Below are 12,160 nucleotides of genomic sequence, written 5' to 3'. Positions count from 1 at the left end.
GTCAGATGCTGGCGAAGCAGGAATTCTGTTCGCTCTTGGGGATCGTCGCGTTCTGGGTCGAGAACTGCGACTCGACACCGGTTTCGGTGACCTTCACCGAATCGGCCTTGATACCCAACGGCAGCTCCTGCGTCAGCTGCGAAGTGAGCGAATCGAGCGCGGGCTGGATGGACTCACGCGGCAGCGTGAAACCGAGTCCGGTGAACTCCTTCACCTGCAGGGTCAGAGCGCCGTTGCGAACCTCCGGCTTGGTCACGATGGATCCGAGCGCCGCCTCCAGCTCGACGGTGCCGTCGGACGGGTTGGTCGTGACGCCGGAGACGAGGGAACCGACGAGCGGAATCGCGTTCTGAATGGACTGCGTCATGCCCTCGGCGGTCCAGTTGATCTTTGCGACGAGCGAGCCGATCGTGCCGCCGCCGCCGGAGCCGGCGTCCTCCGCCAGCTTCACATCCTTGACGGTGACATCGGCCTTCATCCCCTGCAGATCGCGGATCTGGTTTCCCGCCGTCTCGATGTGCAGGCTCGAGTAGTGGCGCGACAGGTGTTGCGTCAGGAACGGCGGCATGAAGGCGAACGACACCTCGGCCTTGTCTTCGACGAGACATTCGACGGCGTTCGCAACCCTGGTCTCGCCCTCGTTGCGGGCGTACAGCTCGATGCCGATCAGCGTGCCCGCGACCACCGCCACCACGATGATGAGGACGAGGATGATCGACAGCGGATCGCGCAGGAACCCCTTTTTCTCAGGTGCGGGCTCTTCCTGCGACGGCGCAGGTGGCGGGGTGTAGCTCGGCGGCGGCCCCGGTGGCGGGCCTTGCTGCTGGGGTGGCTGCGGGTACGGGGCCTGCGGTCGCTGCGGTGGCTGGTTCCGGGGGTCCCAGGGGTCTGTCATCCCCGCGATTCTGCCTTACCCCACGAGTGGTCCACGCGGTTGTTCATCACCGCGATGGTTTCGCGCACCTTTTTGGCGGCGTCGACGTCGATGTCGGCGATGACCAACGACGGGTCGTCACCCGCCGATGCGAGGACTTCACCCGTCGGCGAGGCGGCCAGGCTGCCGCCGACCCCGGTCGGCCCGAGGGCGGCGATCTCGTCGCCTGGATAGGCCTGGTCGACCGCGGCGACGAACCCGGTGGTGTCGATCGCGCGGGCGCGAGCCAGCAGCGTCCACTGCTCGAGCTTGCCAGGGCCGGTGCCCCACGACGCGTGGACGGTGATGAGTTGTGCTCCGCGGCGGGCCAATTCGATGTACAGCTCGGGGAAGCGGACGTCGTAACAGAGCGTGAGGCCGACGCCGACGCCGTCGATCGTGATCATCACCGGCTCGTGGCCGGGTGCCACGGTGGCCGACTCTTTGAACCCGAACGCGTCGTAGAGGTGGATCTTGTCGTAGTGCGCGTCGACTCCTGGTCCCGTCGCGATCAGCGTGTTCTTCACCCTGCCGTCGTCCGCGGGGGTGAACATGCCTGCGACGACGACGATGCCCGCTCGCTCGGCGATCTGTCGGACACCCGTCGCCCACGCCCCGTCCAGCGGCTCGGCGATCGCGGCGAGTGGAACCCCGAACCGGCACATCGTCGCCTCGGGGAACAGCACGAGCTGTGCACCGGCGTCGGCGGCGCGGCGCGTGTACTCGTCGACCAGGCCGAGATTGATCGACGGGTCGGTGTCGCTACGGATCTGTGCGAGGGCCACGCGCATGCGACCAGCCTACTTTTTCGCGATTTGTGCGCGTTTCGGCGCGCTCAGCACTCCTAAACGCACACAAATCGCTGGGTTACGGGCCCCAGGCGGGACGGTCGAGCGACGCGGCCTTCTTGCCGAGCTTTCCGGACCGCACCTGGGCGGCCAGGCTGTCGAGGATCACGCGCGAGCTCAGCAGCGCCGTCTGCTCCGCCCAGTCGTACGGCGGCGAGCACTCGACGACCTCGATGCCTGCCAGGCCGGGTTCGGACACCATCTTGACCAGGTTCAGCGCCTCGCGGGGGAGCAGGCCGCCCGGCTCGGGCCAACCGGTGCCAGGCACGAAGCCGGCGTCGATGACGTCGATGTCGAACGACAGATACACCGCCTTGGCGTCCTTCCACGCGATCTCCAGCGCCATCTCGGCGATCTTCTCGACACCGACCCGCTCGACGTCGCCGACCGTGATGACCGTCGACTGGCGTTCCCGGCCGACCTTGACGCCCGCCCGGGGCGCCTGCCAGCCGCCGATCCCGATCTGCACCAGGTTGGTCGCGGGCGCGTTCTTGATGTTGGTGGCGTGGAACCACGGGGTGGTGTGCATGCGCTCGTCGAGATCGGACTCCTGGGTGTCGACGTGGCGGTCGAAGTGGATGATGCCGACGTTGCCGTCCAGATACGGCGTCATGCCCCGGATGGTCGGGAAGCCGATCGAATGGTCGCCGCCGAGCACGACCGGCATGACGCCCTTCGACACGACGTGGGCCATGGCCTGGCTGATCTGGTCGAAGGACTTCTCCAGGTTGCCCGGGATGGTGAACACGTCGCCGATGTCGACCATGTTGAGCTGCTCGCGCAGATCGACACCCGACTCGTAGTTGTAGGTGCCGAACAGGTTGGTGGAGCGCCGGATTCCCTGTGGGCCGAAGCGAGTGCCCGGCCGGTACGTCGCCCCCGCGTCCAGCGGCACCCCGAAGATCGCCACCTCGGCGTCGTCGACCTGGTTCACGTCCTCGATGAACGGGCACTTCAGGAACGTTCCGCGTTCACCCGCGAAATGGGGCAGCTCGCCGCGAACGAACGTCGAGATGCGACGGTCGTTGATCGTCGGCGCCGCCTCGAGGCCGTACGCCAGGCTGCGCTCGATCTCCTCGCGTTCGCGGCGCTCCGGCAGTCGTGCCTCGGCCTGCTGGGCCCATGCGCCTTCGGCGTTGAGTGGTTGGTTGACGTTCTGCTCGGTCACGGGGCTCCTCACGCGCCGTCTTGTCGCAAGCCGGGTACGACGCACCTCGTCCGGGGAGCCCACCGGAAAGCTGGCCGGCTCCTGGGTCCATATCTTGGCAGCGATTCGCGAACCCGGCAGGGGGTAACGGCAATGCGGCCCAACCGAATCTGAGGTTGTGCAGGCGAAACCACCGGATTACCTGCAGAACTTCAGATTCGGCCGTGAAGGAGGCGGTGAAGGAACTGCAACGCATCGTTAACACGACGCGCGAACCGCCGTAACGGATCGGAGTTTGTCTGATCGACGACTCACATTCGGTTGTGTGAGGCGCGCCTAGGGTTCCGCCGGCTCGCCGGGTCTGGTCCGAGAGACGCAAGCGGCTGCGCAGCGACGCCGGTCGTTCCACGGCGGGACAAAAGCCCGGGAGGCTCCAACCTAGTTTCTAGGAGACTCCCCATGATTCTTCTCGGCGTAGGAATCAGCATCGCCGTCGTCGTGCTCGTCGGCTTCCTGGCTTCCAAGCGAATCGCCGGCGACAGCGCCAACTTCCTGGTCGGTGGCCGGATGCTGCCGCTCGTCTTGGTCGGCGGCGCGTTGATGGGTTCGGCCGTCGACACCAACGCCACGCTCGGCAACACCGACCTCGCTGCGGAGTTCGGGTTCTGGGCGGGTGCCTGCTTGCCGCTGGGGCTCGCGTTGTGTCTGTTCTTCACCGGCCTGTTCTTCGCCAAACCGATGAACCGGATGGGCCTGACGTCCTTCCCCGACTACTACCGACTGCGCTTCGGTCGGGTTGTCGAGATTGCTGCGTCGGTGATGCTGATCGTCGGGTTCTGCATCCTCGTCGCCGGAAACCTGGTGGCGGGCGGGTTCCTCTTCAACTACTTCCTCGGCATCCCTTACTGGCTGGGCACCGTCATCATCGCGGTGCTCGCGGTGGCCTACACGGGCACCGGCGGCCTGATCGCCGACGCGTACACCGCGATCATCCAGATGGCGTTGGTACTCGTCGGCGCCGTCGGCCTGCTCATCTGGATGGCCTCCACCCACGGCATCGCGATCGCCGAGGGCATGGGCCCCTTCGACATGGGCCAGATGACCGATCCCGCGCAGGGCGCAGTGATCAACTGGGCGACGCTCATCGCGCTCGGCATCGGCGACATCGTCGCCATCGACTTCATGCAGCGGGTGTTCGCCGCCAAGTCGCCGGAGACCGCACGCCGTGCGTGCTTCGGTGCGGCCACCGGCGTCGTGGCGATCTGCGTGCCGTTCGGCCTCGTCGTGCTCTCGGCGAAGGCGTTCATGCCCGAGGAACTCGACGGGCCGATCCTGTTCGTCCTGCTCGACAAGTACGCGCCACTGTTCCTGACCATCATCGTGCTGTGCGGCCTGGTCGGGGCCTCCATGAGCACCGCCAACGGGGCCATCCTCGCGATATCGAACGTTTCGGTGCGCAACCTGGGCGGCGTTCGGCGCGTTCATGTTCCGGGCCAGCGGGACCCGCTGCTGTGGGCCACCCGCACCGCGATGGTTCCGATGACGCTCGTCTCGATCCTGATCGCGATCTACGTCAAGCAGACCGGCATCCTGCTGACGCTCGCGTTCGATCTGCTGCTGGCGTGTCTGGTGGTGCCGTTCATCCTCGGATTGGTTTGGCGCAAGGGCACTTCCGCCGCGGCCATCGTCTCGATCGTGATCGGCCTCGCGGTGCGCCTGGTGCTGTTCGTGATGACGCCGACGATGTACGGCCTCGAGAACACGATCCTGTACATCCCCAACGGGCTGATCGATGCGTCGTTCGACGGATGGCCGACGTTCATCGCGTTCGCGGCGTCGTTGGTCACCTACGTGGTCATCGCGCTGCTGACGCCCGCTTCACCGATCCGGGGTCTGGACATCAGGCTGGCCGAGGACGTCGACGACGCGCTGGCCGCCGTCGAGGTGTCCGAGGCGGAGCCCGTCAGTGCGGAAGCGGAGCCACGGCTGGCCACGGCACCGTAAGCACGCCGTCACGCATTCGCCGCCGCGGGGGATCGATGGGGAAGCCCCCAAAATTCCTGTCGCGCAGTGCATCCAGCATTGCGCGCCAGCGAACCCGCGGACCGAAGACACCGTGCCCTGCGACGGTGGCCCACGCCCGGTCGGCCGCCGTCAGCAGCGTGTGAATCGGCTGACCCTCGACGTTGTGATGGATCAGCACCTTCGGCAGCCGCTCGGCGAGGTCGGAAGGGCGCTCAATGGCGAACGGGTCGCAGGCCATCGTGAGGCTCAGTGGACCGTCGGCGTCGAGCAACACCCAACAGCACAGTCGGCCGAGCTCGTCGCACGTGCCGTCGATGATCAGCCCGCCGGGAGCCAGCTGACGCTGCATGGTCGACCACGCCTCGGCCACCGCGTCGACCGGATACTGACGCAACACGTTGAACGCCCGCACCAGCGTCGGCCGTCGGCCGGCCAGTTCGAAACCACCTAAGGCGAATTCGACACCTTCGCCGCCGGCGGCCTGTGCCGACGCCACTCGGTCGGGGTGGATTTCGAGGCCGATGACGCGCACGTCGCCGCGCACGGCCCGCAGGCGTTCGGCCAGTTCGAGGGTGGTCACCGGCAGCGCGCCGTAGCCGAGGTCGATGACCAACGGCTCGGCGGTGGACAGCAGCGCGGCGCGCACCCGTGGCGAATGCACCAGCCAGCGGTCGCTGCGGCGCAGTCGGTTGTACCCGGTGGTGCCCCGCGTCAGCTGTCCGACAGGGGCGCCCATGCTGCGATTTTAGGCCGACGGACCGTGTTGCCCCTGAACCACGCCGCGCCCGGGTCAATAGTTTGACCCTTGTTTGGGCGAGAGTCGCGTTCTACTGTGAGCACTGTGTTTCATGTCACCTCCCGGCCGATGCCCGCGGAGCTGCGGGTTCGGTACGAATCCGAGGGGTGGTGGACATCGGACACTCTCGGCGATCTGTTGTCCAGGGCCCTCGCGGACCAACCCGACTGCGCGTTCTGGGTGCACTCCGCGGTCCGGCCATACGAGGGCACGTTCGCCGACGTCGAACTCGTCGCGCGCCGACTGGCAGCCGGTCTGCGGTCCCGTGGGGTGGGGCCCGGCGATGTGATTGCGCTGCAGCTGCCGAACTGGATGGAGGCGGCGGCGACGTTCTGGGCGTCGACGCTGCTGGGTGCGGTTGTCGTGCCCATCGTGCACTTCTACGGCCCCAAGGAACTCGGCTACATACTGCGCACCGCGCGGCCGAAGGTGTTCATCACCGCCGAGGAATTCGGGCGGATGTCCTACCAGCCCGAGGTGAGCGCGGGCGTGCCGATCGTGGCGGTGGTGGACCGCGATTTCGACGAGCTGCTTGCGCCCGAACCGATGCAAGGCACCGTCGAAACCGATGCTTCGGCGCCTGCGCTCATTGCGTTCACCTCGGGAACGACGCGCGACCCCAAAGGCGTTGTGCACACCCATCAGACGCTGGGTTTCGAGCTCCGTCAGATCGACGACAGCCACCCGAGAAACACGGCTGGCATGGTGATGCCGCTGCCGGTCGGCCACTTCATCGGCATGCTCGGCGGGCTGTTGCGCCCGGTGCTGGAGGGCTTGCCCATCCACCTGTGCGATGCCTGGGATCCGGCCCTCGTGCTGAAGCTGATGCTGCGGCACGGCGTCCGATTCGGCGGTGGGCCAGCGTATTTCATCACCAGCCTGCTGGACCACCCGGACTTCACCGACGAACATCTGCAGTGGATGTCGTACCTGGGGCTGGGCGGATCGGCGATCCCGGTGGCGGTCACGCGACGATTGACCGACCTGGGCCTGCTGGTCACTCGGTCCTACGGCAGTACCGAACACCCGTCGATCACCGCGTCTCGCGCCGACGCGCCCGTGGACAAACGGTTGTGCACCGACGGAGACGCCCGCCTGGGCGTCGAGATCCGTCTCGCACCGGACGGCGAGATACTGTCCCGTGGGCCGGACATGTGCATCGGTTATCTCGATCCGGCGTTGACCGAGAAGGCGTTTGACGCCGACGGCTGGTATCACACCGGGGATATCGGCGTACTCGACGACGACGGCTACCTCACGATCACCGACCGCAAGGCCGACGTGATCATCCGCGGCGGCGAGAACGTCAGCGCGCTCGAGGTGGAGGAGGCGCTGCTCGCGATGCCGCAGATCGCCGAGGCAGTCGTGGTCGCAGGTCCCGACGAAGCCTTCGGGGAGCGGGTGGTGGCGGTCCTGAGACTCCGGCCCGGCGAGACGATGCCCACCCGTGATGACGTCCGCACCCACTTCGCAGCGCTCGGACTGGCCCGGCAGAAATGGCCGGAGGAACTGCGGCAGGTGGACGACTACCCGCGCACGGCGAGCGGCAAGGTGCAGAAATATCTGGTGCGACAACAGATTCGCGAAAACAGCTAAAAGCAAGGAGAATTCGTTGACTGGACGGGTGGAAGGCAAAGTCGCCTTCGTCACCGGAGCAGCGCGCGGACAGGGTCGCAGCCATGCGGTACGGCTCGCCGAAGAGGGCGCCGACATCATCGCAGTCGACATCTGCCGTCAGATCGAGAACACCACATCGGGCTCGACGCCGGACGATCTCGCAGAGACGGCAGACCTCGTCAAGGCACAGGGCCGCCGCATCGTCACAGCCGAGGTCGACGTGTGCGACTTCGACGCGCTGCAGGCCGCGGTCGACAGCGGGGTCGAACAACTCGGCCGCCTCGACATCATCGTGGCCAACGCGGGCATCGGCACGCCGGGAGCGATGCTCGACGAGATGGACGAGTCGCGCTGGCAGCAGATGCTCGATGTCAACCTCACCGGCGTGTGGAAGTCGGTGAAGACCGGTGTGCCGCACATCAAGGCAGGCGGACGTGGCGGATCGGTGATCCTGACGAGTTCGGTGGGCGGCCTGAAGGCGTACCCGCACGTCGGCCACTACGTGAGCGCGAAACACGGTGTCGTTGGGCTGATGCGCACGTTCGCCGTTGAGCTGGGCCAGTTCTCGATCCGGGTGAACTCGGTGCACCCGACGCACGTGAGCACCACGCTGCTGCTCAACGAGTCGACGTTCCGGACCTTCCGGCCGGACCTGGAGAACCCTGGACCCGACGACATGGCGCCGATCTGCCAGAACTTCCACATCCTGCCGATCCCGTGGGTCGACGCCATCGACGTCAGCAACGCCGTACTGTTCCTGGCATCCGACGAGTCGCGCTACGTCACCGGGGTACCACTTCCCATCGACGCGGGCAGCTGCTTGAAGTAGGTGGTGCACATGGGCGTTGCGGTTCCCGAAGACATCGACGTCGCGCTGTCGCCGGGGTGGCTGACGCAGGCGCTACAGCCGCGGTTCCCTGGTATCGAGATCCGTGCGGTGCAGCGGGGTCCGGTGGTCGAACGACTGTCGACCAATGCGCGGTTCATTGTCGACTACGACGGCGATTTCGACCTGCCGCGGCACCTGTGCATCAAAGGCTACTTCAGTGAGTTGGGCCGTCACATCGCGCACGTCGGAGAACCGGAGGCCTACTTCTACCGCGACCTCGCCGTCGTATCGGGTATCAGGACGCTGCACTGCGTGTACGCCGATGTGCATCCGGACAGCAGACACGGTGTCGTCATCACCCGCGACGAGGCCGCCGCAGGCGGCGACTTCCTCGACGGCAATAGTCCGTTCGACGTCGATCAGGCCGCCGATGCCCTGACCGAGCTCGCGCGGCTGCACGCCACCACCTGGCGCGCGCAGATGTGGGCAGACGCGACGTGGCTGCAGCCGCGGCTGGGCGCGGCGGTCAAGGCCTGGGGTGCGGCCCGCACTCTGGAGATCATGTCGGCGAATCTCAACGGGCCCAACGGTCTTGGTGCACCTCCTGCCGTGCGCGACGCCGGACAACTACTTGCTGCGCACAGCAGGGTCAGCGGCCGCACGCCGGATGGCAACGCACAGTGGTGCGTCATTCACGGCGACGCGCACGTCGGCAACATCATGGTCGACGCCGAAAGACGTCCGTGGATGGTCGACTGGCAGCTCGTGCAACGCGGCTTCTGGGACGTCGACGTGGGGTATCTGATCGCAGCGACCCTGTCTCCGGACCTGCGGCGCGCGTCCGAACGAGACCTGCTGCACCACTATCTCGATGCACTTGCCGCCCAAGGAATCTCGACGATGCCATTCGGCGAGGCCTGGGCGGCGATCACCAACGGCATGATTCACGGCTTCTTTCTGTGGTCGATCACCACGAAGGTCAAACCCGACGTCATCGCGGTGCTGCTCGAACGCCTCGGCACCGCGGTGACCGACCATGTAGGAACGGCGGCACGATGAGCGTAGACCCGACCTCCGGCGCATTCGAGGGCATCCGCGTCGTCGAACTCGCGCAGTGGGTGTTCGTCCCCGTCGCCGGGGCGCTGCTCGCGGACTGGGGCGCCGACGTCGTTCGCGTCGAGCGCCTCGAGGGCGACCCCTATAGGGGATTGGCGACCCAGGGTATCGGAACGGATCGCGGTGGCGTGAATCTCTCGATGGCACTTGCCAATCGGGGCAAGCGGTCGGTTGCGCTCGACCTGCAACACCCGAAGGGTCTCGACGTGCTGCACGAGCTGCTCGCATCGGCCGATGTGCTGCTCACCAGCCTGCGACCCGGCGCGTTGGAGCGGCTCGGCCTCAGCGCGGATGCGGTCCGTGAGCGGCATCCCCATCTTATCTACGCGCGCGGCAACGGGTTCGGCATCCGCGGGCCCGACGCCGACGAACCCGGCTATGACGCCTCGGCGTTCTGGGCACGTGGCGGCGTCGGGCACATTCTCACCCCGCCCGAACGGGACTATCCGATCAGCCAGCGCGGCGCGATGGGGGACCGCAACGGTGCGATGGCGCTTGCGTTCGGCATCGCCGCCGCACTGCTCAAGCGCACGCGCACCGGCACCGGTTCGGTGGTGGACGTATCGCTGCTCGCGACGGCGATGTGGATGCTGTCGTCTGATCTGCTTGCTGCGCTCAATGGCGGTGACGTCATGCGTAATTCGGGGCGCACCGCTGTGATGAGCCCGCTGACGGCAACCTACCGCACGAAGGACGACCGCCACATCCAGCTGATGTTCCTTCAGGGGGATCGGTACTGGAAAGAGTTCTGCCGCACAATCGGGCGGCCCGACCTCGCCGAGGACGAACGGTTCGTCGACATCCCCCGCCGGCGAGCGAACGGTGCGGCATGCGTCGCCGAACTCGACGCCGTGTTCGCGACCAAGACGCTGGCCGAGTGGAAGGATGTCCTCGCCTCGATGGATGCGCCGTGGTCACCGATCCAGTCGATCGAGGAAGTCATCGAGGACCCGCAGGTGATCGCGAACTCCTACATCGGCGAGGTCGAGATGGACGATGGCACCAGCTACCGGTTGCCTTCGGTGCCAGTGCAATTTGACGGCCAGCCTCCGCCGCTGCGGCGTGCGCCCGAGCACGGTGAGCACACCGAGGCCGTCCTCGTCGAACTCGGCTACGACTGGGACCGCATCACCGAACTCGCCGAGGCCGGCGTGATCCCGTGACGCGCCCGCTGCCGGTGCCCGACGAATCGTCGGCGCCCTACTGGGAAGCCGCCGCCCGGCACGTGCTGACCGTGGCCCGCTGCAGGCACTGCGGCACGCTCGCGTTGCCGCCGGATGTCGTGTGCATGGCCTGTGGGTCGACCGAACCCCGTTATGAGTTCACCGCGGTCAGTGGCCGCGGCACGGTGCGGTCCTGGACCGTTGTGCGCCAGTCGTTCCTGCCCGGCTTCGAGGTGCCGTTCGTGCTCGTCGATGTCGAACTCACCGAGCAGAAGGGGCTGCGCGTCATCGGACGCCTGCTCGACGGGTTGGATGCCGACCTGCGTCTCGGTGCCGACGTGCGGGTGGCCTTCGAGGATCTTGCCGACGGAATTGCCGTCCCGGCATGGGAGTTGGCGACATGATCCGCAGCAAGGTCGCGATCGTCGGCTACGCACAGAGCACGATCGAACGGCGCGCCGACCGCCCGCTCGGTGCCATCGCCGTCGACACCGCGCGGGCCGCCGTCGCCGACGCGGGGCTGTCGGTGGACGCGGTGGACGGGTTCGTCAGCTCGAGCCTGCTGCCTGCGGCGGGTGGCCATCAGGTGGTCGACGGGGTCAGCACGGTGTCGTCGACGTGGCTTGCACGCAGTCTGTCGGCGTCGCCCCGGTACGTCGCCGGCTTCGACGGCATCGGTCAGGTCAGTGGGTCGGTCGCGATGGCAGTCAACGCGGTGATCAGCGGTGCCGCCGACTACGTCCTCGTCCACCGGGCGTTGCACAACCCCGCCGGCAGTTACCACGGCAACGCGATGCGCGAGGCGCGCGGCGCCACACAATGGACTGCGCCACAGGGGTTTTTCGGCCCGTTGGCGATGATCGCACTGCCCTACAACGAGTATCTGCAGCGCTTCGGCGCACGGCGGGAGTCGATGGCCGCCGTCGTGACGGAGGCCCGCAAGAACGGTGCACGCCTACCGTGGTCGTACTGGCGGGACCGGCCGCTGACGGTCGGCGATTACCTCGCCGAACCGACACTGGTCGATCCGGTCTGCCGGTTGGACTGCGACATCCCGGTCGACGGCGTCGCCGCTTTCGTCCTGACGTCCGCAGAACGCGCCAAGGATCTGCCGAATCGGCCGGTGTACGTCGCCGGCTATGCGGGCAGTCCCGGTGCGCCCCGCCGACTGCCCTTGCACTGGCCGCTCGACGACATCCTGGACGGGGGCGCAGAGACCGCGCGACGGCTCTGGGCGCAAACAGGTTTGAGCATCGGCGACGTCGACCTGCCGCAGGTGTATGACGGCTTCTCGCCGTTCGTCTGGTTCTGGCTCGAGGTGCTGGGAGTGTGCCCGGTCGGGGAGGCGCATCGCTTCGTCGAGTCAGGCGGCATCGACGCCGACAAACCCGGCGCGGTCCCGGCACTGTCCGGTGGCGGTGCGTTGGGCAACGGCCGCATGCACGGCGTGCCCCAGATGCTCGAGTGCTACCTGCAGTTGGCGCGCCGCGCGGGCGAGCGACAGCGCGACGTGTCGATCGGAATCGCCTGCCAGGCATCGCCGCACTTTGGCGGCGTCGTTGCCTATTCCTCCGCGCCGATATAGCCTGTCGGCATAAGTGGCAGACGGCTGTCAGTACCGCTGCCCTAGGAGAGACAAGGGGTGCCATGACGGAGAAGATCACCCCGGAGTTCATCGCCGAGAACATCGACATGGTGTTCGGCAC

Annotated in this window: 11 protein-coding genes and 2 riboswitches; of the genes, 7 read left to right on the top strand and 4 right to left on the bottom strand. The window is 67.0% G+C overall.

All coding sequences use genetic code 11. The annotated features are described in order from the left end of the window. Position 1 precedes the first annotated feature (1 nt). The 3 genes from G6N43_RS28950 to G6N43_RS28940 all read right to left on the bottom strand — a co-directional run bounded on the left by G6N43_RS28950 (position 2) and on the right by G6N43_RS28940 (position 2,929). The gene (locus G6N43_RS28950) at positions 2–895 is read right to left on the bottom strand and encodes an LmeA family phospholipid-binding protein (RefSeq protein WP_083150623.1); all 894 of its coding nucleotides are present in this window, start codon (positions 893–895) and stop codon (positions 2–4) included. Continuing rightward, positions 892–1,704, bottom strand: a complete 813-nt coding sequence (locus tag G6N43_RS28945) for a carbon-nitrogen hydrolase family protein (RefSeq protein ID WP_083150622.1) — start codon at positions 1,702–1,704, stop codon at positions 892–894. The genes G6N43_RS28950 and G6N43_RS28945 overlap by 4 nt, the downstream gene beginning before the upstream one ends. 76 nt (positions 1,705–1,780) lie before the next feature. Further along, a complete protein-coding gene (locus G6N43_RS28940; RefSeq protein WP_083150621.1) occupies positions 1,781–2,929 on the bottom strand; it encodes an agmatinase family protein in 1,149 nt (382 codons plus the stop codon). A gap of 9 nt (positions 2,930–2,938) precedes the next feature. Then, a riboswitch (guanidine-III (ykkC-III) riboswitch) is annotated at positions 2,939–3,006 on the bottom strand. A 227-nt stretch (positions 3,007–3,233) separates the two neighbouring features. Further along, positions 3,234–3,340: riboswitch (guanidine-I (ykkC/yxkD leader) on the top strand. A 27-nt stretch (positions 3,341–3,367) separates the two neighbouring features. Here G6N43_RS28940 and G6N43_RS28935 point away from each other — a divergent pair. Continuing rightward, entirely contained in the window at positions 3,368–4,912 is a 1,545-nt protein-coding gene (locus G6N43_RS28935) for a high affinity choline transporter 1 (RefSeq protein ID WP_083150620.1), read from the top strand. Here the strand turns inward: G6N43_RS28935 and G6N43_RS28930 are convergent. Next, positions 4,872–5,669 carry a class I SAM-dependent methyltransferase gene (locus G6N43_RS28930; RefSeq protein WP_083150619.1) on the bottom strand — a complete coding sequence of 266 codons (798 nt, stop codon included), beginning with the start codon at positions 5,667–5,669 and terminating at the stop codon, positions 4,872–4,874. The genes G6N43_RS28935 and G6N43_RS28930 overlap by 41 nt on opposite strands. Before the next feature lie 129 nt (positions 5,670–5,798). Here G6N43_RS28930 and G6N43_RS28925 point away from each other — a divergent pair, with 129 nt between their 5' ends. The 6 genes from G6N43_RS28925 to G6N43_RS28900 are packed head-to-tail and all read left to right on the top strand — an operon-like array spanning position 5,799 to position 12,039. Further along, positions 5,799–7,325 carry an AMP-binding protein gene (locus G6N43_RS28925; protein WP_083150662.1) on the top strand — a complete coding sequence of 509 codons (1,527 nt, stop codon included), beginning with the start codon at positions 5,799–5,801 and terminating at the stop codon, positions 7,323–7,325. Positions 7,326–7,341: 16 nt separating this feature from the next. Continuing rightward, the gene (locus G6N43_RS28920) at positions 7,342–8,175 is read left to right on the top strand and encodes a mycofactocin-coupled SDR family oxidoreductase (RefSeq protein WP_083150618.1); all 834 of its coding nucleotides are present in this window, start codon (positions 7,342–7,344) and stop codon (positions 8,173–8,175) included. Positions 8,176–8,184: 9 nt separating this feature from the next. Continuing rightward, positions 8,185–9,234 carry a phosphotransferase gene (locus tag G6N43_RS28915; RefSeq protein WP_083150660.1) on the top strand — a complete coding sequence of 350 codons (1,050 nt, stop codon included), beginning with the start codon at positions 8,185–8,187 and terminating at the stop codon, positions 9,232–9,234. Continuing rightward, on the top strand, positions 9,231–10,454 hold the full coding sequence (locus G6N43_RS28910; protein ID WP_083150617.1) for a CaiB/BaiF CoA transferase family protein: 1,224 nt from the start codon (positions 9,231–9,233) through the stop codon (positions 10,452–10,454). Before G6N43_RS28915 ends, G6N43_RS28910 begins: the two co-directional genes overlap by 4 nt. Then, positions 10,451–10,858, top strand: coding sequence for a Zn-ribbon domain-containing OB-fold protein (locus tag G6N43_RS28905; RefSeq protein WP_234810070.1), 408 nt, complete (start codon positions 10,451–10,453; stop codon positions 10,856–10,858). Before G6N43_RS28910 ends, G6N43_RS28905 begins: the two co-directional genes overlap by 4 nt. Further along, positions 10,840–12,039, top strand: coding sequence for a thiolase family protein (locus tag G6N43_RS28900; protein ID WP_083150616.1), 1,200 nt, complete (start codon positions 10,840–10,842; stop codon positions 12,037–12,039). The genes G6N43_RS28905 and G6N43_RS28900 overlap by 19 nt, the downstream gene beginning before the upstream one ends. Positions 12,040–12,160 lie beyond the last annotated feature (121 nt).

Source organism: Mycolicibacterium moriokaense, from assembly GCF_010726085.1.
In the GTDB taxonomy this organism is placed as follows: Bacteria; Actinomycetota; Actinomycetes; order Mycobacteriales; family Mycobacteriaceae; genus Mycobacterium; species Mycobacterium moriokaense.
The sequence above is the reverse complement of the archived record's forward strand: the minus strand, read 5'-3'. Positions and strand labels throughout refer to the sequence as shown.

Excerpts from the sequence above, each read along its gene's own strand:
- G6N43_RS28930 (WP_083150619.1), bottom strand. The coding sequence starts at position 5,669 with ATGGGCGCCCCTGTCGGACAGCTGACGCGGGGCACCACCGGGTACAAC.
- G6N43_RS28910 (WP_083150617.1), top strand. The coding sequence starts at position 9,231 with ATGAGCGTAGACCCGACCTCCGGCGCATTCGAGGGCATCCGCGTCGTC.
- G6N43_RS28900 (WP_083150616.1), top strand. The coding sequence starts at position 10,840 with ATGGGAGTTGGCGACATGATCCGCAGCAAGGTCGCGATCGTCGGCTAC.
- G6N43_RS28915 (WP_083150660.1), top strand. The coding sequence starts at position 8,185 with ATGGGCGTTGCGGTTCCCGAAGACATCGACGTCGCGCTGTCGCCGGGG.
- G6N43_RS28950 (WP_083150623.1), bottom strand. The coding sequence starts at position 895 with ATGACAGACCCCTGGGACCCCCGGAACCAGCCACCGCAGCGACCGCAG.
- G6N43_RS28925 (WP_083150662.1), top strand. The coding sequence starts at position 5,799 with ATGCCCGCGGAGCTGCGGGTTCGGTACGAATCCGAGGGGTGGTGGACA.
- G6N43_RS28945 (WP_083150622.1), bottom strand. The coding sequence starts at position 1,704 with ATGCGCGTGGCCCTCGCACAGATCCGTAGCGACACCGACCCGTCGATC.
- G6N43_RS28935 (WP_083150620.1), top strand. The coding sequence starts at position 3,368 with ATGATTCTTCTCGGCGTAGGAATCAGCATCGCCGTCGTCGTGCTCGTC.